General features: G+C 66.2%; 19 protein-coding genes. 11 read left to right on the forward strand and 8 right to left on the reverse strand.

Features of this window, described 5'->3' with window-relative positions:
* Positions 1 to 8: 8 nt before the first annotated feature.
* Positions 9 to 1661 carry an MDR family MFS transporter gene (locus B9C99_RS11310; protein WP_088897883.1) on the reverse strand — a complete coding sequence of 551 codons (1653 nt, stop codon included), beginning with the start codon at positions 1659 to 1661 and terminating at the stop codon, positions 9 to 11.
* 117 nt (positions 1662 to 1778) lie between these two features.
* Positions 1779 to 2102: a hypothetical protein gene (locus B9C99_RS11315; RefSeq protein WP_024102029.1), complete on the reverse strand. Its 324-nt coding sequence runs from the start codon at positions 2100 to 2102 to the stop codon at positions 1779 to 1781.
* Positions 2103 to 2215: 113 nt separating this feature from the next.
* Between B9C99_RS11315 and B9C99_RS11320 the strand changes: the two genes are divergently transcribed.
* The gene (locus tag B9C99_RS11320; RefSeq protein ID WP_088897884.1) at positions 2216 to 3790 is read left to right on the forward strand and encodes a hypothetical protein; all 1575 of its coding nucleotides are present in this window, start codon (positions 2216 to 2218) and stop codon (positions 3788 to 3790) included.
* A gap of 4 nt (positions 3791 to 3794) precedes the next feature.
* Here B9C99_RS11320 and B9C99_RS11325 read toward each other — a convergent pair whose 3' ends face one another.
* Positions 3795 to 4175 carry a hypothetical protein gene (locus tag B9C99_RS11325; RefSeq protein ID WP_016696235.1) on the reverse strand — a complete coding sequence of 127 codons (381 nt, stop codon included), beginning with the start codon at positions 4173 to 4175 and terminating at the stop codon, positions 3795 to 3797.
* Positions 4176 to 4241: 66 nt separating this feature from the next.
* Positions 4242 to 7553, reverse strand: a complete 3312-nt coding sequence (locus B9C99_RS11330; protein WP_088897885.1) for a bifunctional proline dehydrogenase/L-glutamate gamma-semialdehyde dehydrogenase — start codon at positions 7551 to 7553, stop codon at positions 4242 to 4244.
* A gap of 129 nt (positions 7554 to 7682) precedes the next feature.
* On the opposite strand from B9C99_RS11330, the gene B9C99_RS11335 reads away from it, so the two are divergent.
* Entirely contained in the window at positions 7683 to 8519 is an 837-nt protein-coding gene (locus B9C99_RS11335) for a DUF1206 domain-containing protein (RefSeq protein ID WP_088897886.1), read from the forward strand.
* A gap of 3 nt (positions 8520 to 8522) precedes the next feature.
* Here B9C99_RS11335 and B9C99_RS11340 read toward each other — a convergent pair whose 3' ends face one another.
* Positions 8523 to 8954, reverse strand: a complete 432-nt coding sequence (locus B9C99_RS11340) for a hypothetical protein (RefSeq protein WP_016696232.1) — start codon at positions 8952 to 8954, stop codon at positions 8523 to 8525.
* Between the two features lie 240 nt (positions 8955 to 9194).
* On the opposite strand from B9C99_RS11340, the gene B9C99_RS11345 reads away from it, so the two are divergent.
* Positions 9195 to 9701 carry a VOC family protein gene (locus tag B9C99_RS11345; RefSeq protein ID WP_088897887.1) on the forward strand — a complete coding sequence of 169 codons (507 nt, stop codon included), beginning with the start codon at positions 9195 to 9197 and terminating at the stop codon, positions 9699 to 9701.
* A 78-nt stretch (positions 9702 to 9779) separates the two neighbouring features.
* Here B9C99_RS11345 and B9C99_RS11350 read toward each other — a convergent pair whose 3' ends face one another.
* Positions 9780 to 10202 (reverse strand): hypothetical protein, encoded by a 423-nt coding sequence (locus B9C99_RS11350; RefSeq protein WP_088897888.1) that lies wholly within the window; start codon positions 10200 to 10202, stop codon positions 9780 to 9782.
* 100 nt (positions 10203 to 10302) lie between these two features.
* Between B9C99_RS11350 and B9C99_RS11355 the strand changes: the two genes are divergently transcribed.
* The gene (locus tag B9C99_RS11355) at positions 10303 to 10545 is read left to right on the forward strand and encodes a DUF2630 family protein (protein ID WP_088897889.1); all 243 of its coding nucleotides are present in this window, start codon (positions 10303 to 10305) and stop codon (positions 10543 to 10545) included.
* Here B9C99_RS11355 and B9C99_RS11360 read toward each other — a convergent pair.
* Positions 10533 to 11333 carry an alpha/beta hydrolase gene (locus tag B9C99_RS11360; RefSeq protein WP_253250039.1) on the reverse strand — a complete coding sequence of 267 codons (801 nt, stop codon included), beginning with the start codon at positions 11331 to 11333 and terminating at the stop codon, positions 10533 to 10535. The two genes, B9C99_RS11355 and B9C99_RS11360, sit on opposite strands and share 13 nt — an antisense overlap.
* A gap of 214 nt (positions 11334 to 11547) precedes the next feature.
* Here B9C99_RS11360 and ahpC point away from each other — a divergent pair, with 214 nt between their 5' ends.
* The 3 genes from ahpC (at position 11548) to B9C99_RS11375 (ending at position 14588) form a co-directional block, all read left to right on the forward strand.
* Positions 11548 to 12111 (forward strand): alkyl hydroperoxide reductase subunit C, encoded by a 564-nt coding sequence (ahpC, locus tag B9C99_RS11365; RefSeq protein ID WP_088897890.1) that lies wholly within the window; start codon positions 11548 to 11550, stop codon positions 12109 to 12111.
* Positions 12112 to 12258: 147 nt separating this feature from the next.
* Positions 12259 to 13854, forward strand: coding sequence for an alkyl hydroperoxide reductase subunit F (gene ahpF, locus B9C99_RS11370; RefSeq protein WP_088897891.1), 1596 nt, complete (start codon positions 12259 to 12261; stop codon positions 13852 to 13854).
* Between the two features lie 257 nt (positions 13855 to 14111).
* The gene (locus B9C99_RS11375) at positions 14112 to 14588 is read left to right on the forward strand and encodes a gluconokinase (protein ID WP_088897892.1); all 477 of its coding nucleotides are present in this window, start codon (positions 14112 to 14114) and stop codon (positions 14586 to 14588) included.
* 109 nt (positions 14589 to 14697) lie between these two features.
* Here B9C99_RS11375 and B9C99_RS26275 read toward each other — a convergent pair whose 3' ends face one another.
* Positions 14698 to 14832 carry a hypothetical protein gene (locus tag B9C99_RS26275; protein WP_256062089.1) on the reverse strand — a complete coding sequence of 45 codons (135 nt, stop codon included), beginning with the start codon at positions 14830 to 14832 and terminating at the stop codon, positions 14698 to 14700.
* 598 nt (positions 14833 to 15430) lie between these two features.
* Here B9C99_RS26275 and B9C99_RS11380 point away from each other — a divergent pair.
* The 4 genes from B9C99_RS11380 (at position 15431) to B9C99_RS11395 (ending at position 18742) form a co-directional block, all read left to right on the forward strand.
* Positions 15431 to 16579 (forward strand): hypothetical protein, encoded by a 1149-nt coding sequence (locus tag B9C99_RS11380; RefSeq protein ID WP_088897893.1) that lies wholly within the window; start codon positions 15431 to 15433, stop codon positions 16577 to 16579.
* A gap of 225 nt (positions 16580 to 16804) precedes the next feature.
* A complete protein-coding gene (locus B9C99_RS11385; RefSeq protein WP_088897894.1) occupies positions 16805 to 17212 on the forward strand; it encodes a hypothetical protein in 408 nt (135 codons plus the stop codon).
* 673 nt (positions 17213 to 17885) lie between these two features.
* Positions 17886 to 18191 carry a hypothetical protein gene (locus B9C99_RS11390; RefSeq protein ID WP_088897895.1) on the forward strand — a complete coding sequence of 102 codons (306 nt, stop codon included), beginning with the start codon at positions 17886 to 17888 and terminating at the stop codon, positions 18189 to 18191.
* Positions 18188 to 18742 (forward strand): hypothetical protein, encoded by a 555-nt coding sequence (locus B9C99_RS11395; RefSeq protein ID WP_088897896.1) that lies wholly within the window; start codon positions 18188 to 18190, stop codon positions 18740 to 18742. Before B9C99_RS11390 ends, B9C99_RS11395 begins: the two co-directional genes overlap by 4 nt.
* Positions 18743 to 18899: the final 157 nt, after the last annotated feature.

Consider the following 18899-nt stretch of genomic DNA (forward strand, 5'->3'; position numbering starts at 1 on the left):
CTATTCGATCACGGCCGCTTCGACCCGCTGTCCGCAGTGTCCGCAGTGTCCGCACCGATCTCGGTTCCCTCGACGACCACGACGGTGTCGTCCTTCGACGCCTTCGCCGGGTCGGCGACCGCCTCGCCACGCGCGACCATGAGCGCCTCGTCGGAGAGCGGGATCTCCTTGATGAAGCACGCGAGGACGAACGCGATGAGCAGGAACGGGATGAGGTACCAGAACACCGGCGCCAGCGAGTCGGCGTAGGCGTCGATGACACCCTCGCGGACGGGATCGGGCAGCATCTTCATCGCTGCCGGATCGACGGTCGCGGTGGCCTGGCCCGCCTGCTCCGGCGTCGCGCCGGCCGCGGTGAAGACCTCGACGAGCTTCTCCGCCAGGCGGTTGGTGAAGATGGTGCCGAAGATCGCGACACCGAGCGCCGCACCGACCTCGCGGAAGTAGTTGTTCGAGCTCGTCGCGGTGCCGATCTCGTCGGCGGGCACCGCGTTCTGCACGATCAGGATGACGACCTGCATGATCAGCCCGAGACCCAGACCGAAGACGAACAGCATCGAGCAGATCACCCACAGCGGGGTGTCTCCCTCGAGCGTGGTCAGCCACAGCATGCCCGCCGCGGTGATGAGCGAACCGACGATCGGATAGATCTTGTAGCGCTGAGTCTTGGTGATGGCCAGACCCGAACCGATCGAGGTGATCATCAGACCGGCCATCATCGGCAGCAGCAACAGACCCGAGACCGCGGCCGATGTACCCGACGACATCTGCAGGAAGGTCGGCATGAAGGCGATCGCCGAGAACATGCCGAGGCCGAGGACGAAACCGATGGCCGTGGCGTTGACGAAGATCGAGTTGCGGAACAGCGACAGCGGGATGATCGGGTCCTGTGCCCGCGACTCGACGAGCACGAACAGGCACACGAACACCACGAGTCCGGCGCCGAACATCCACGTGAGCGGAGCGGTCCAGCCGCGGTCGGCGTCGCCACCGAAGTCCGTGAAGAAGATCAGGCAGGTCGTGGCGAGCGAGAGCGTGAGCACACCGAGGATGTCGATCCGCTTCGTCGGCTTCTTCACCGGCAGGCGCAGCGCGAACCAGGTGATGACGAACGCGATGATGCCGACCGGCACGTTGATGTAGAAGCACCACTCCCACGTCAGGTGGTCGACGAAGAAGCCGCCGATCAGCGGGCCACCGACCGCCGACAGACCGAAGATCGCGCCGAGCGGGCCCATGTACTTACCGCGTTCGCTCGCGGGCACGATGTCGGCGATGATCGCCTGCGACAGGATCATCAGACCGCCGCCGCCGAAGCCCTGGATCGCGCGGAAGACCACGAAGGTCCAGAAGTCGTCGGTCATCGAGCACGCCGCGGAGGCGATGGTGAACACGCCGATCGCGATGAGGAACAGGTACCGGCGCCCGAACACGTCGCCGAACTTGCCGTAGATCGGCATCACGATGGTCACCGCGAGCAGGTAGGCGGTGGTGATCCACGCCTGGTGTTCGACGCCGCCGAGCTGCCCGACGATCGTGGGCATGGCGGTGGAGACGATCGTCTGGTCCAGGCTGGCGAGCATCATGCCCGCGATGAGCGCGGAGAAGATGATCCAGATCCGTCGCTGGGTGAGAACCAGAGGTTCCGAAGTGGTGGTCACGGTGTTCCTGTCGGAATAGGAATATCGAGCTGTTACGTGAAGGTGGCCTGCACAGAGGTGAGGCGAGCGGAAATTGTTGCACTCGGTAACTTCTGCTGCAAGGCAATTTCCTCCCGGTCACTCGAACCAGGACCGCACGGGCGGTTTGACCCACATGATCTTCTCGTCCTCGTCGGTGCGGACCGCTGCGGGATGATCGGGATGCTTCTGCGCCCACGCCGTCTTCTCGTCCATCAATCTCGCGGCGAGTTCCCAGGTCTCCATCGTGCGCGGTGGATGCGCATCCGCGGCCCGCGCCAGCTTGCGTCGCGTCTCGTCGGTCATGGCGAGCAGTTCGGCTCCCGAGATGCCGCGGTTCCATGCATACCGGGCCAGGGTCACGGCCTTGTCTCGCCGGTTCTTCTCGGCGCGATCGGTGTGGGCGAAGTCGGCGTCGCTCATGCTCCGAAGGTACGCGTCGGCCCGGACAGGGTCTGCCGTCGACGAGCTGCCGGATCCGGCCACGCCGGGGGTGCCGTCTGCCTACCCTCGATGAGGGGGGCCGAGGAGGCGTGATGACGGCCGACGAGATCCCGGAGGGCACACCCGACACGGTGGCGGCCCGTGCCGCACAGCCGCCGCGGGTGCCGGTGTCCGACCCGACCCTCGGCATCGAGGTTCCCCGGTCCTTCCGCGGCACACCGCCACACCGGTTGGTGGCGCTCGGCGACTCCCTGCTGCAGGGCTTCCAGAGCGGCGCGATCTACAACACCGACGTCTCCGTTCCGGCGATCGTTGCGTACGAACTCGGTGCCGACCTCCGATACCCGCGCTTCGGTGGGCCGGGCGGACTGCCGCTGAACGTCGAAGTGCTGTTGCGCCGGATCGAGGAGCGGCACGGATCCACGCTCGAACCGTGGGAGCTGCCGACCGCGCTCTTCACGGCGCGGGGTTTCATGGACGAGGTCGAGGACTACTGGGAACGCGGACCCGGCGCGACACCACCGCTCGTCGGATATCTCCACAACCTGTCGTGCTTCGGCTGGGATCTGCGCGACGCGCTGCAGAAGACCGCACGCGTCTGCGCCGAACGCATCGGAAAACCCCGCGACGATCTCGTGCGGCAGCTCGTCGAGAACAACGGGGAGCGGGCGGCGCTGTACGTCTACCCGAACACCGACGACCGGCGCCGCGAGATGACACTGTTCGACGTCGCGACCGAACTCGGTGCCGAGCACGACGACGACACCGACGCGGGCATCGAGACACTCGTCGTCTTCCTCGGTTCGAACAACGCGCTGCAGACCGTCACCGAACTGCAGGTCGTGTGGAGCGGCGACGACTTCCGCGACCTCGACGCGAAACAGGCATACACGATCTGGCAGCCCGAGCATTTCGACAGCGAGTTCGCGGAGGTCGTCGCGAAGCTCCGCGACATCGACGCGCGGCACGTGGTGCTGTGCACCGTCCCGCACGTCACCATCGCACCCATCGCCCGGGGGATCGGGACGAAGAACGGCTCGCCGTACTTCCCCTATTACACCCGGCCGTGGGTGGACGCACGTCGCTTCGACGCGAGCCGCGACGAACACATCACCGGCGCGCAGGCCCGCATGGTCGACGCCGCGATCGATCTGTTCGACGAGACGATCACCGAGGCGGTCGCCGACGCGCGTCGTGCGGGACTGGACTGGTACCTGCTCGACACCGCAGGCATCCTCGACCGCCTGGCCGCCCGCCGCTACGTCGACGACCCCGAAGCGCGACCGGCATGGTGGCAGCCGTACCCGCTACCTCCGGCGCTCGCCGCTCTCGATCCGGTGCCCGACACGCGTTTCCTGTCCGCCGACGGGCAAGGTGGCCGCGACAGTGGGGGGCTGTTCTCCCTCGACGGTGTGCACCCGACGACGGTCGCCTACGGGATCCTCGCCCAGGAGATCATCGACGTGATGGTGCGTGCCGGCGTCGAATTCCGGACGCGGAACGGAACGGTGCGAAACGGTCCTGTCGCCGTGGATTTCGATCGTCTGATCCGGCACGACACCCTGGTGTGCACACCACCGCAGAACATCGATTCGACGCTGTCGATCCTGGGATGGCTCGACGAGGTGCTCGACGTGTTCCGGGTGCAGTTGCGATTCGGTCTGTAGGAGATCAGGTCAGGTTGATGACGTGAGCGTGCGTCGCCACGGCGTCCTGCATCTTCTTCCGCGACAGCGAACGCGGACCGCACGCGCATCCCGAGGGAATGGCGTCGTCCTCGAACTGCGTCACCTCGAGGGTGTCCACATACTCCGAATTGAGTGATGTGCCATTGTGCGGTGTCGCTTCGCGGTCGCGGTTGCCGCGGCCGCCGGGACCGCTGCGGGAGACCACGACCTGACCCTCGGTGGTGTTGTACACCGCCGCTACGGTGTGGCCCTTGGGGCAACGAACCTTGAGGACGGCCTTCTCGGTGCGCTGGGGCCCGAGTTCCTTCACCGCGGCGAGTGCGAGCTTGCGACGTTCGGTAGGGGGTGTCGTGGCGATATCCATTTTCCTATTCCACCTCACAGTGTCGGGGTTCACAGGGCTTCGGCAGAACCGCTTCGGGGTTTGTTTTCAGATGATCTCGTCGGTGAGCCGGTGCGGTGTGCCGAATCGATGAGCGGTGATCGTGACGGACTGTTCGGCCAGGAACGGCAACATTTCGATTCGTCCGGATCCGGTCACCGGATGGTCGAACACCGCGACATCGCATCGGGTGTTCCATTCGGCGGGTGGCGCTGCGCCGATCAGACGGACGCGCGCCGGGGCCACGTCGACGATCCGTTCCTCCCATTCCGCATCACTCTCCACGCGCACGCGACCGTCGAAACGTGCTGTATTCGAGCATCTTACGAGATCGACGTCGAAAGCCGAAGAGATTTCCACCGGCGCGCCCGCCCGGGCCGCGGCACCGAGCACGCGCACGAGTTCGTCGGGCCGACCCGCCTCGCCGAGGCGTACGTGTGTGCGAACGGGCCGGTACCGGAACAGGTTCCGCTCCGCCGTCAATCCCGTGACATCTTGTGCCACAGCGAATTCCGACGTCCACGCTCGCTCGTCGTCCTCGAACGCCCGGCGCAGCGCGTCCTCGTCCCAGGTGCACGGTTCCCAGGAGCCGAAGCCGAAGAGGTAGTTCGGCCCACCCGCCTTGAAGCCCGCGCCCACCGACGACTTCTTCCAACCACCGAAGGGCTGCCGTCGCACGATGGCACCGGTGATACCGCGGTTGACGTACAGATTCCCGGCCTGCACCCGATCGAGCCAGCGGGCGATCTCCTCGGGGTCCAGCGAGTGCAGACCTGCCGTGAGTCCGTAATCCACCTCGTTCTGGATCGCGATCGCCTCGTCCAGATCGGCCGCGGTCATCACCCCCAGCACCGGACCGAAGAACTCGACGAGATGCGTGCGCGACCCGCGTCGCACCCCGGTGCGCACGCCGGGCGTCCACAGCCGGCCCTCCTCGTCGAGCCGGCGTGGTTCGACGAGCCACGACTCGCCGTCCCCGAGTTCGGTGAGAGCGGTGAGCAGTTTGCCCTGCGCCGGTTCGATCAACGGCCCCATACGGGTTCGCGGATCGTGCGCGGGACCGACCGGCAGTGACCGCACCGCGTCGACGAGTTGGTCGCGGAACCGGCGGGAGGTCGCCACGGAGCCGACGAGGATCACGAGCGACGCCGCCGAGCACTTCTGCCCGGCATGCCCGAACGCCGACTGCACGACATCGCGCACCGCCAGATCCGGATCGGCGCTCGGCGTCACGACGATCGCGTTCTTGCCGCTCGTCTCCGCCAGCAGCCGCATCCCCGGACGCAGCGAACGGAACAGCTCGGCGGTCTCGTAGGCACCGGTGAGCACCACCCGGTCGACGCGGGGATCGGAGACGAGCTTCGTGCCCAGCGACCGTTCGTCGGCGTGGACGAGATGCAGGACGTCGCGGGGCACACCGGCATCCCACATCGCCTCGGCGAGCACCGACCCGCATCGCGCCGTGAGCGTCGCGGGCTTGAGGACCACCGCCGAACCGGAGGCCAGCGCCCCGAGCGTCGAGCCCGCCGGGATCGCGACCGGGAAGTTCCACGGCGGTGTGACGACCGTGAGGGTCGACGGCACGAACCGCGCACCGTCGATCCCGTCGAGCGCGCGGGCCCGCTCGGCGTAGTGCCGCGCGAAGTCGATCGCTTCCGAGACCTCCGGATCGGACTGGTCGAGGGTCTTACCGCCCTCGGCGGCCATCACCTCGAGCAGATCGGCGCGACGCGCTTCGAGCACATCGGCCACCTGTTCGAGGATCTGTGCGCGCTCGGCACCGCTGCGGGCACCCCATGCGCGACCGGCCGCCGTCGCGTCGACCAGCACGCGTTCGAGTTGTTCCTCGGAGGAGAGGGTGTGCGCACGCACGGTGTCGATACCGAGCTTCGACGACGGCACCCGCTCGAGGATGCGGCGACCCCATTCCCGGTTCTGCGGCAGGGACGGATCGGTGTCCGGCGTGTTCGTGAACACCGGCGGGGCAGGAGTGGGAGGTCCCTGCCGGTTCTGCGTCCGGTTGGGGGAGGGGACGTCCTCGTCGAGCGCCGCCACCGACGCGCGGAACCGTTGCTCCTCGCGTTCGAACAGGGTGGGATCGTCGGCCAGATCGAACACCGCCGACATGAAGTTCTCCTGCCCCGAACCCTCGTCGAGCCGGCGCACCAGATACGAGATCGCGACGTCGAACTCGTCGGGGCGGACGACGGGCGTGTAGAGCAGCAGACTGCCGACATGCCGACGGATCACCTCGGCCTGGCTCTGCGCCATGCCGAGGAGCATCTCGAAGTCGATCCCGTTGCGCACGTGCCGGCGGCCGGCGAGCTCCCACGCGTAGGCGATGTCGAAGAGGTTGTGCCCGGCCACCCCGATCCGCACGTTCTCGATCCGCTCGGGTGTGAACGCGTAGTGCAGCAACCGCTTGTAGTTCGTGTCGGTCTCCTGCTTGCTGCTCCACGTCGCGAGCGGCCACCCGTGCAGCGACGCGTCGACCCGTTCCATCGGCAGGTTGGCGCCCTTGACCACCCGGATCTTGATCGCGGCACCGCCGCGTGCGCGTCGCGCCGCCGCCCACCGCTGCAGTTCCATCATCGTGGCCAGGGCATCGGGCAGATACGCCTGCAGCACGATCCCGGCCTCGAGGTGGAGGAACTCGGGCCGTTCCAGAAGGCTCGTGAACGCCGCGACTGTCACGTCCAGGTCGTGGTACTCCTCCATGTCGAGGTTGACGAACTTCGGCGTCGGCGAATTCGCGGCGAGACGGTACAGCGGGGTGAGCCGCTCGACGATGTCCGCGACGGTCTCGTCGAACGCCCACGGCGAGTGCGGCGCGACGGCCGCCGAGACCTTGAGCGAGACGTAGTCGACGTCGTCGCGTGCCAGCAACGCATAGGTGCCCTCGAAACGGCGACGCGCCTCGGCCTCGCCGAGGACGGCTTCGCCCAGCAGGTTGAGGTTGAGCCGGATGCCGGGTCGTTGCAGTCGTGCGATGGCCCGGCCCAGCGCGGCATCGTCGGTGTCGACGACGAGGTGCCCCACCATCGCCCGCAGCGCGCGGCGCGCGGCGGGGACGACGAGGTGCGGGAAGCGGGGACCGATCGCGCCGCCCGCCCGCACGGCCGCGCGGAGATGGACGGGAAGGAAATCCGGTATGTTCCGGGACAATTCGGCCAGGGCGTGCGCTGCGGTCGCCGGATCCTCGGGGCGGATGACCTCGTCGACGAAGCGCACGGTGAACTCGAGTCCGTGGGGGTCCTTCAGGACGTCGGCGAGGTGGCGGGCCGCACGGTCGGGCGCGACTTCCGACGATTCCTCCACCCACCGGCGGGCCAGGGCGACAGCATCCTCGACGATCCGCACGATGCGCCTCCGATCGACGGCGTTTCGAACCTGACGCCAATCTACCCACCGGAGCCGGTTCGCGTTTGCGGTCCGCGGTCTCGGGAATACAGCGCGAAGGGGACAGTCCCGACCGATGAGGAGACGAGAGTGAACCGTCAGGCCCCCGCGTCGCGTGGCGCGGCGACATCCGCCGAGCGCGTCGCGCAGAACGGTGTGTTCGAGAAGTTCGCACGTGCCGGCTACGTCGGCAGTGGCATCGTGCACCTGCTCATCGGCTACCTCGCGATCAGGGTCGCGTTCGGTCGCGGCGAGCAGGAGGCGTCGCAGTCCGGTGCGATGGCGGAGTTGGGCGAGCAGCCCGGCGGGAAGATCGCGTTGTGGATCGCCGTCGTCGTATTCGTGATGATGGGCCTGTGGCGGTTCGCCGAGGCCGCCTTCGGTAAGGCGTCCGAGCCGGAGCAGCCCGACGCCGACATGAAGGACAAGGCGTTCGACCGGTTCAAGGCCGCCTGCGTCGGTGTCGTCTACCTCGCCTTCGCGTACACCGCGTTCGGGTTCGCCCGCGGCAGCGGCAAGTCCAGTGGTGAACAGAACGCGGGACTGACGGCGAAGCTGCTGCAGTCCGGCGCCGGCAAGTTCGTCCTCGTCGTCGCGGGACTCGTCATCCTCGGTGTGGGCGCCTACCACGTCTACAAGGGTGCGTCGAAGAACTTCGTCGACGATCTGAAGAGCCACCCGAGCACGTTCGTGAAACGCCTCGGCCTCATCGGCTACGTCGCCAAGGGTCTCGCGCTCGGTCTCGTCGGCGTGCTGGTGATCGTCGCGGTCTTCCAGGCCGACCCGCAGAAGGCAGCGGGCCTCGACGGTGCTCTGAAGACGTTGGGCTCGCAGCCTTTCGGCACGGTGCTGCTCGTCCTCATGGGACTCGGTATCGCGGTCTACGGCCTCTACAGCTTCGTCATGGCGCGCGACGCGAAGATGTGACGCTCAGTCGTCGTCCGCGTCGTCGAACCAGAAGGACTCGGTCGCGACGTAGTGGAGGGTCGGTGGGCCGGGCAGGTCGAACTCGATCGCGCCCACCGGCCGGAGCTCCCCGTCGTTGTCCTCGCAACTGGCGGTCGCGATGTTGGGTCCTGCGGCGAGCCCGGTGAACTCGAGGGTCTGGTAGTTCGCTCCGAAGATCTCGGCGGTTCCGGACTCGCCGGTGCCGAGCGCCGCGACGCAGATGAAGGGATAGTCCTCGTCCGGTGGAGAGGTGTACATCAGCTTCACCAGCACGGTGTCTCCGCGGGTGCTGACCGTCCACAGTCCTCGGGTGTCGGTGTCCGCCGCTGCGCTCGCGGCGGGTGCGAAACCGGCGAGCAGTGCGAGCGGTGCGAGCAACGAGACCGTCGCACGCAGGGTCCTGCGATGGTTCATGGGATCTCCTCGGAACCGCGTTGAGCCCCCGACACATTCATCGTCCGCACCCGATATCTGCGGGAACGGGCGAATCGGATGTTCGTGAAGAAGACGTGACGGCGACGAGATCGTCGTACCCGGTCCGTGACTCCCCGGGTCACGAAGTGCTACCACCTGGGCCAAACTAGTTGACAACGCAACTAGTGGGGATCATCCTGGTGGTTGAGAATGCAACTACGCCGGGAAGAAGGTGGATCGATGATCGCCGACGAGCAGCAGCGCTCCGAGGAATTCGAGCGTCGGCGCGCACTCATCCGCGACGCGCACCTGAAGCCCGCCGACGCGCGCCCGCAGTCCTCGGCGCGGGGACTGCACCACACCGCGCTGATCAGCAGCGATGTCGAGCGGACCGTGCGCTTCTACCAGGATCTCCTCGGGTTCCCGCTGACGGAGTTGATCGAGAACCGCGACTATCCGGGGTCGTCACACTTCTTCTTCGACATCGGCAACGGCAACCTGCTGGCCTTCTTCGACTTCCCCGGCCTCGACGTCGGCCCCTACCGGGAGGTCTTCGGCGGTCTGCACCACATCGCGATCAGCGTCGCCCTTCCCACCTGGGAGCGCCTGCGCAACAAGCTGATCGACGCGGGTGTCGAGCTCGTCGAACACAGCGACGTCTCGCTGTACTTCCGCGACCCCGACGGGGCCCGCCTCGAACTCATCGCCGACCCGCTCGGAGAGATGTACGGCTCGAAAGTGCTCTGACGCAAAGCAAGGGGAGGTTGTGTGCGTGTCCGTCGCCCGGACACGCACACAACCTCCCCTTCGTCTGTTCGCCGGACCCTACTCCACGACCGGGAAGATCGACTCCCCGTCTTCGGGCGCGCCGCTGACCTGACCGCGGTCGACACGCGAATCCTCCACGATCGTCCCGTCGACGTCATCGGCCAGCTTCCGGTCCTCCGGAGCGCCGGTGGTGGCGTCGTCGACCACCTCGTCCACGTCTTCGGTCAGTTCGTCCTCCGGCGTCGCCGCGACAGGCTTGTCCAGCGGCTCGACGGGTTCGACGTCGGGTTCCTCCTCGGCGAGACGCTCGTCCAGCGACTCGCCTTCCTGCTCCTCACGCTGGGTCGTTCCGAACTTGTCGGCTCCACTCCAGTCCTCGGGCGGGTCGACGACCTCGTCGCCGTCGTCGTTCCGCACCTCGTCGGCGTCGAGGCCTTCGCTGGGGCTGAGGGTGTCGCCGGGACCGTCTTCGATGCTCATGTCGAGGAGATACCCGGCCGGTCGGGTGCGAAACCGTCGGCGGTTTCACTCCGGGCGAATCAGGCTATGCCCTCGGCACACCACATCGAGGGAGCCACACATGGACGAGAACGATCTCTTCCAGCACATCGAGAAGCTGGTGGACGAGGAGAAGACGCTGCGCTCGCGGACGGGCGCGGACGGTCTGAGCGACGAGGATCTGCAGCGCCTGCGGGCGGTCGAGAAGCGACTCGACCAGTGCTGGGACCTGCTGCGTCAGCGTCGCGCGAAGGCCGAGTTCGGTGACGATCCGGACGACGCGCAGGCACGGCCGGTCGACGAGGTCGAGTCCTATCGGCAGTAGGTGCTCGCCCGCGCGGCGGTCCGGCGCACGAGGTCGACGATGGCCTCGGGGCAGTCGGACTGCGGCGCGTGGCCGGCCCAGGGGAGCGGCACGAACCGGGCCCCGGGAATCAGCGGGAGGTACCGCACGGTCTGCGCCGACGCGACCGTGTCGAGAACGCCCTGCGCGAGCGTGACGGGACAGTCGATCCGATCGAGTCCCGTCGGCACATCGGTCAGGATCGCGTCCCACAGCATCGACCAGAAGCCGGCCGAGTCGGCGAATCCACCCTTGACCGCCAGTGCTTCGGCGCGGGTCGTCTTCCACGGTTTCGCGCGTAGTCCCGTCGTGAGTGCGGTGCGGCCGAGGACGTTGCGTGCCATCGGCTCGATGAACGGGCTGCGGGCCTTGTTGAGCAGGCGCGCGCTCGTCATGAGCGCGCCCTGGTAGACGCGCTCCGGTGGCAGTCCGAGTCCCGAGGGCGACAGGGCGACCGCCGAGAGGGCGCGGTCGCGCACGGCGAGTTCGATCGCCAGTCGCCCGCCGAGCGAGTTGCCCAGGACGTGCACCCGGTCGAGGCCGTGTGCGTCGAGGTTCGCCTCGAGAACGTCGGTGAGGGCGCCGATGGTGGGTCGGCCGCTGTGCTTCGGTGACGACCCGTGCCCGGGCAGGTCGACGTTCAGCACGTCGAAGTGCTCGGCGAGTCGCGGGACGAGGGTGGAGAAGTCGTCCATCGTGGCGCCGATGCCGTGCAGGAGGAGGAGGGGTTCACCGGATCCGGTGCGGCGGTAGGCCAGTCGTGAGTGCATCGGTTCCATTCTTCCCTGTCGGACGGGCCGGAGTGCTCTGTCGCAAAGGTTGTGTGTTCTGTCACATTTGTGAGGAAGGGAAAGCAACGACCTGGCCGAATGGCGTGTTATAGCTCTTGCTTATCGAACTTCTAGAAACTATCGATTGGCACAATTAATAGTTCGCGGATAACGTCTGAACCGTCAACCCCATCGAGACGAGTGAGGTTCTTACATGTCGCTGATCAACAAGAAGATCAAGTCCTTCAAGGCCGAGGCTTTCAAGGACGGCGCCTTCGTGACCGTGTCCGACGAGGACATCAAGGGCAAGTGGGCGATCTTCTTCTTCTACCCCGCAGACTTCACGTTCGTCTGCCCGACGGAGCTCGGCGACCTCGCGGACCACTACGAGGAGCTGCAGAAGCTCGGCGTCGAGGTCTTCTCCGTCTCGACCGACACGCACTTCACCCACAAGGCGTGGCACGGCTCGTCCGAGACCATCGGCAAGATCAAGTACGCCATGATCGGTGACCCGACCCTGCAGATCAGCACCGACTTCGAGGTCCTCCGTGAGGACCAGGGCCTCGCCGACCGTGGCACCTTCCTGGTCGACCCGGACGGCGTCGTCCAGTTCACCGAGGTCACCGCTGAGGGCATCGGCCGCAACGCCGCCGAGCTCGTCCGCAAGGTCAAGGCCGCTCAGTACGTCCGCAACCACCCGGGTGAGGTCTGCCCGGCCAAGTGGGAAGAGGGCGACGACACCCTCGCTCCGTCGCTGGAGCTCGTCGGCAAGATCTGATTCGTCGACGGAAATTCGTTCCGGTGGCACGGGATCGAACGTCCCGTGCCACCGGGCACCGTCCGGGTCCGCTCGGCTCGAGCTGAGAAGTTCGCCGACTCCCCATTTCTTCCGGTCACAGTTCTTCCACCTCTGGAGTGAATCCTCATGCTCGATGCCTCCCTTGCCGCCCAGTTGAAGTCCCTTCTCGAAAAGGTCACCCAGCCGATCGAGCTCGTGTCGTCCCTCGACGACCGGCCGAAGTCGAAGGAACTCGCCGATCTCCTCGACCAGATCGCCGGTATGTCCGATCTGGTCACCCATGTGCGCGACGGTGAAGGCACCCGTCGCCCCTCCTTCCTGATCCGCCGGGTCGGCACCGACATCGCGGTCGAGTTCGCGGGCATCCCGCTCGGCCACGAGTTCACCTCCCTCGTGCTCGCCCTGTTGCAGGTCGGCGGCCACCCCTCGAAGGAGGCCGTGGAACTGCTCGAGCAGGTGCGCGATCTCGAGGGCGACTTCCACTTCGAGACCTACTTCTCGCTGTCGTGCCAGAACTGCCCCGACGTGGTGCAGGCCCTGAACGTGATGTGCGTGACCAACTCGCGCATCAAGCACACCGCGATCGAAGGCTCCCTCTTCCAGGACGAGGTCGACGCACGCCAGGTCATGGCCGTGCCGACCGTCTTCCTCAACGGTGAGCTGTTCGGCTCCGGACGCATGAACCTCGAGCAGATCGTCGGCAAGCTCGACAGCGGCTCCGCCGAGCGCACCGCCGCCGCGATCAGCGAGAAGGATCCCTTCGACGTCCTCGTCGTCGGTGGTGGACCCGCCGGCGCGACCGCCGCGATCTACGCCTCCCGCAAGGGAATCCGCACCGGTGTTCTCGCCGAGCGTTTCGGCGGCCAGGTGCTCGACACCATGGCCATCGAGAACTTCTCCTCCGTCCCCTACACGGAGGGCCCGAAGTTCGCCGCCGAGCTCGAGAACCACGTGCGCCAGTACGACGTCGACATCATGAACGTCCAGAAGGCCTCGAAGCTCACCCCGGCCCCCACCGAGGGTGGTCTCGTGGAGGTCGAGCTCGAGAGCGGTGCCCGGTTGCTCTCGCGCAGCGTCGTTCTCGCGACCGGTGCCCGTTGGCGCGCGATGAACGTGCCGGGTGAGCAGGAGTACCGCAACAAGGGCGTCACCTACTGCCCGCACTGCGACGGCCCGCTGTTCAAGGGCAAGCGCGTCGCGGTCATCGGTGGCGGTAACTCCGGTGTCGAGGCCGCGATCGACCTCGCCGGTGTCGTCGCTCACGTTACGCTCATCGAGTTCGACTCGGTCCTGCGCGCCGACGAGGTGCTGCAGCGCAAGCTCCGCAGCCTGCCCAACGTCGACATCGTCGTCAGCGCCCTGACCACCGAGGTCCTCGGCGACGGTTCGAAGGTCACCGGCCTGACCTACACCGACCGCACCACCGACGAGTCGCGCACCCTCGAGCTCGACGGCGTGTTCGTCCAGATCGGTCTGCTGCCGAACACCGAGTGGCTCTCCGGCACGGTCGAACTCAGCCCGCGCGGCGAGATCGTCGTCGACGACCACGGCCGCACCTCGGTGCCCGGCGTGTTCGCCGCCGGCGACTGCACGACCGTCCCGTACAAGCAGATCATCGTCTCCGCAGGTGCGGGTGCGACGGCCGCGCTCGGCGCGTTCGACCACCTCATCCGCACGAGCGCCCCGGCCCAGGCCGAGGAAGCGGTCGCCGCGACCGTCTAGGCGTCACTGCAGCCCCGTGGCCGTCACCCTTCCGGGTGGCGGCCACGCTGCTTTGTCGGGGGAGGTCGTTGCCGAGAATCTCGCGGAAACCGCCCACATTCTCCCCCAATTCACCCGCGGCAAGCCCCACCGAGCAGGTGCCCTACGCCGATTACGCGTCGTACCTGGAGTGAACTTCGGGGAGGTTGTGGCCGGGAATTTCGACGAGAGCGACCACAACCTCCCCAAAGTTACGATGTGGCATGGCTGTTGTGGTGATGGGCGTCAGTGGATGTGGCAAAACGACTTTCGCGAGGCAGCTCGCGGACGCGATCGGCGGAGCCTTCATCGAAGCGGACGACTATCACAGCGACGCGTCGATCGAGAAGATGCGCTCGGGGCGTGCGCTCGACGACGACGATCGTGAGCCCTGGTTGCGTGCGGTCGCCGAGGCCGCAGCCGACAGCGACGAGACCCCGGTGGTCGCGTGCTCGGCACTGAAGCGGTCGTACCGCGACATCCTGCGGGCCGGCACCCCGGCCGTCTTCCTGCATCTGGATGTGCCCGTCGACGTCGTGCGGTCCAGGGTCCGCGGACGCGGCGGCCACTTCTTCTCCGAGTCGCTGGTGGCGTCGCAGTTCGAGACGCTCGAGCCGTTGGGACCCGACGAGGACGGCGTCACCCTGGACGCGACCCGCTCACTTCCCGAACTCCTCGACACGGCCCGCGCGTACCTCGAAGGCCCGTCGAGGTAGGTGTTGTTGTCGAAGAACGCGAAAAAATCGACAACAACGACGGACTCGATACGACGAAGGCCCCGACCTGTGGTCGGGGCCTTCGTGTGCAGAAAGTTCAGTGATCGCGTCAGCGCTTCCTGACGTTCGCGACGATCTCGGTGTCGGCCTTGACGTTGGTCCGGGTCTTCTTCTCGGCGCGCTTTTCCTTCAGCGACTTGCCGGACTTCTTGGACATCGAACTGCGAGGCGATTTGTCGGCCATGCTGCCACCCTCAATAGGAGACCTGAACGGTCCCGATGTCCCCACAGTACGGGAGAGTCGACCGTGATCCGCGCATGAACCGATCCCGGGAGAGTCCTGCGGCAGGAACGGCGGGTCCGGACCATCCCACAACGGCGAAGGCCCCGACCGTGTGGTCGGGGCCTTCGTCGAGAGCCGATGACGGGAATCGAACCCGCGTATTCAGCTTGGGAAAGTGTTTCGGGCAGGACCGGCATAGTACTGCCGTAGTACCGTATTGGTACTAAAACAGCAGGTGGACGCGTGTAAATCGTGTCCTATCGCCGACCGGGTGCCGCTCCCGCGCCAGTGGTTGATTACCGGCTGCGGAGGTACGACCGAGGTACAGCGGTGAAGCTGGCACAGGGCCGGGGCTGCGCCGTAGCCTGGCCGTAACGGGCAGCGCCCGCTCCCGCACCCCGGCACCCGGCCGGGGTCAGCGGCTCGTAGTACCAGTTCCACTTTCGCGGTTGTGCCGCGTCGCACTTCTTCTTTCAGTTCGGTCGGAGACCGGCTTACGAATCAGGCGCAGTGCCCTGATTTATCCCGCCCGTTTCTTCACGCCGAATTGGAGCGATTCATGGACACCCTCATTTCCCAGCTGTACGCCTACGGTGGCGACAGCGGCCAGGGCTACGCCACCGAAGGCGACGTGCTGGTCAATCAGACCGCCGACGGCGTAGACCTCAACGCCATATGGGCGCAGGCGGCATCGGCGATGTCGCTCTACAACCGGGAACGGTCCGCCCTGGCGGCGTTGATCAGTTACCCGACGACCAACGTCGGCGACGCCATCCCGCAGCAAGCTGCCAGCGCCAACTTCGAAGAAGCTTCCGAATTCGGCGAACCGCAGGGGCTGCGTAGTGTGCCGGACGCGCTGGTGCTGGGGTACGACTTCAAGGACTACGACCTCGCCAGTCGGATGACCTGGAAGTTCCTCCGGAACGCCACGGCGGAACAAGTTCAGGCAGCGATCAATCAGGCACTGGAGGCCGACAACCGGTTGGTGACCGGGAAGCTGCTGCGGCGTTTGTTCGACCCGACCGAGAGCGCCAACGAGCACATGCACCGCGTGTTCGGCCTGTGGAACGGCACCGACGGCATGGCCCCACCCCCGCACGCAGGGTTGGACTTCCCCAGCACGACCAGCCATTACCTCGCCAGCGACAACACCGCGATCGACCCCGGCGACTTGCTGGACGCGATTAACGCCGTGCGGTTGAAGGGCTTCGGCACGTCGGTGGACACGCGCCTGATCGTGCTGTGCCACCCCAACGAGGCCGAAGAGATCAGCACCTTCCGCGCGGGACAGGAAGCCAACGGCGTCGTTAGTAAGTTCGACTTCATCCCGTCGGACACCGCCCCTGCGTACCTCACCCAGGAGAACGTCGTCGGGCAGGTCGCACCGGGTGAGTTTGGTGGGCTGGAGGTGCTCGGTGGTTTCGGCCCGGTCTGGATCGTCCCCAGCTATTTCGTCCCTGCGGGGTACTTCGCTGTCGTCGCGACGGGCGGGCCGAACAGCCCAAAGAACCCCATCGCATTCCGGCAGCATCCGAATCCCGCTTATCAAGGCTTGCGGATCATTCCGGGACGCGACCAGCGGTACCCGCTTCAGGATTCGTTCTTCCAGCGTTCGTTCGGTTGCGGCATCCGCTACCGGAGCGCGGCGTGCGTGGTGCAGGTGACCCCCGGTTCGGTGTACACCCCGCCAGTGTGGGCGTGGTCCTGATGGCCCCGCGCATGGGCACCTACGGTCCCCGTGACGACCGCCCTGTGGCGCGGCAACACCCCGAGGCCGGCGAATACTCCTGGGGGCCGGGACTGACCCCCAAAGGGCTGGAGAATGCCTCGCCTGCCGACGGCGGCATGTACCGAGGCAAGACGCCGCCCGTCGCCGAGCCGCCTGGACTCCGTGCCCTGGCCGACGAGCTGGACCGACGAAGGAGTCACTGACATGGCTCGCCGCCGGAACCAACGCCGTGACCGGCTGGGCCGCTTTGCGGGAACGGGGACCAAGGTGTCGGCATCGGCCAAAGACGCGCGGCGCGCAGCCAAGACCGCTATGAAGACCGGAGCGACCAAGGTTGCGACCGGCGTCGGCAAGAGCTACGTAAGCGGCAGCTTCAGTAAGAACCTCGTCGTAGGTCAGGGCGGCGAATACAAGGGCGTGAAGGTGGGCGCGGAATTCAAGACGCCCAAGGGCCGAGGCGTGCTGGTCAAGGGCATCGTCGGGTACTCGGGTCCGCCCAACCGTCGTTATGACATCACGCCGGAGCTGAACAAGGCACAGAAGAAGCTCAGCGTGCACGCCACGCCGAATCCCAACCGGCGCGCTGCCGCAGGCACCAAGCTCAAGCGGTAACCCAGACCGCGACCGGGGACGGCCCGGTCGCCGCCGCGTCCTGTTGGCTCCCTTGCCTCCAGCGGGGCGCGGCACCCAACTTCACAGACGCCGCGTGCGCCAGTCCCGGCCGCGCGGAAACAAGCCGTCGGTCGTGAACTTGTTCTGGCGACGGTGAGAGCAAGGCCCTGGATCGACTTGTCTCCGGGTGGCTACTCACAGAAGACCCTGCGATGGAGTTCTCTCCGGTTCACTGTCGCAGGGTCTTCTGCTGCGTTCGGAAGCGTTCGTTGACTTCTCTTCGCGGTCATTCATAGTCACCGAACCGATGAACACCCACCTCAGTGGAAATCAGGCGGCGGAACATAGACATGTGCGGCACGTCAAACCGGAGAGTCTGGACGTAAGTCATTGCGTATGACCATATTTCAATGCGCCGTGGTTGCGGCCCGATAGCTGTACATGGCAATATGGGTGCCGTACCCAAGCCGCCCACGGCGGGGCGGGTACGGCAAAGGAATCTGAGGAATTGCCGGGACTGTCGGGCAGCCTCGAACGGGCGAGTATCCATCACCGCACCCGTGGGGTCAGATCTCCCAGTCGGGATAGAAGCAGTAATCCCAGGTTTTCATCAATCGCGATGGCTTCCTGGGATTTTGCGTTTCCAGGGGTCCCGAGTCAAGGGAGAAACCCGATGAGTCAGCAATACGGACACGCCCACGCGGCCCGTCCCATCAGCCCACCGCAACGGCCAGTCCGCCGCGCGCCGATCAACCGCGACGACCTGAACGAGATGCCGACGATTCGCGGCAGGGACGCCGCCGTGGCGTTCGTGCGGGAGCGCCTAGGCGTACCGGTGACGCCGAACCGGATGCGGACCGCGCTAGAGAAGCGAGAGCTACCCGTCTACAAGATTGACCGCTGGAATCATACGGCTGAAAAGGACCTCTATCTGTGGGTTCTGTCCCTCGCTCAGACCCGTAAGGATGGTGCAGCGTGAACAGCTACGACGAGTTGAAGCGCAAGTTCCCTGCGCTGGCAGCACACGAACGCGGTGACTCCGACGCGATGCGCGGTGTTGGCAATCCGTTCGTGGATCAGATTCAGGCTGCGATGGAACCGTACTTCCTCGGCGAGCTGCAACGGTCTCTGTCTCCGGCAGCAAGAAACCACCCTGCCGTGAGCGACGGCCTGGACCGAGCACAAACGGTAGCACTCAGCATTTGCGAGGACGGGCACACACGATCTTTCAGTCATGACGGGCAACCCGTCGGAATCGTGGCATTGCACTGCCGTGAATGGACCTACGACAGCGACTACTCGGTGCCCCAAAGCGTCGCCTACGTTGTCCAGCCAGGATTGCCGAGAGAAGAATTTGCTCGCCACATCGCACGCGACACCTGGGCGTGCTGGCTGTGCGAGCGCGACCAGAACTACAACTGCGAGTCGTTCCTGATGGTGAGCTGCGGGGCGATCATCCATGTGCTCTCGGCGTGTCGCCAGTGCAGGCGTGAACTCGACCATCGCGGCCTGGACTGGGCAGACCGATGAGGGCGGGGTGGTGTGAGCCAGGGTCCGCGATCGTCGCCGGCCCGAGCTTAGTGGATGCGCCGGACCTGTTCTTGGGGTGGGCGTTCCAGATAAGACAGCGGTGGGGATGCACAGTCGTCATCGATGAAGACGACCGCGAATGGCATGGCGGCGTGTG

Source organism: Rhodococcus sp. BUPNP1 (genome assembly GCF_002215235.1).
GTDB lineage: Bacteria > Actinomycetota > Actinomycetes > Mycobacteriales > Mycobacteriaceae > Rhodococcus.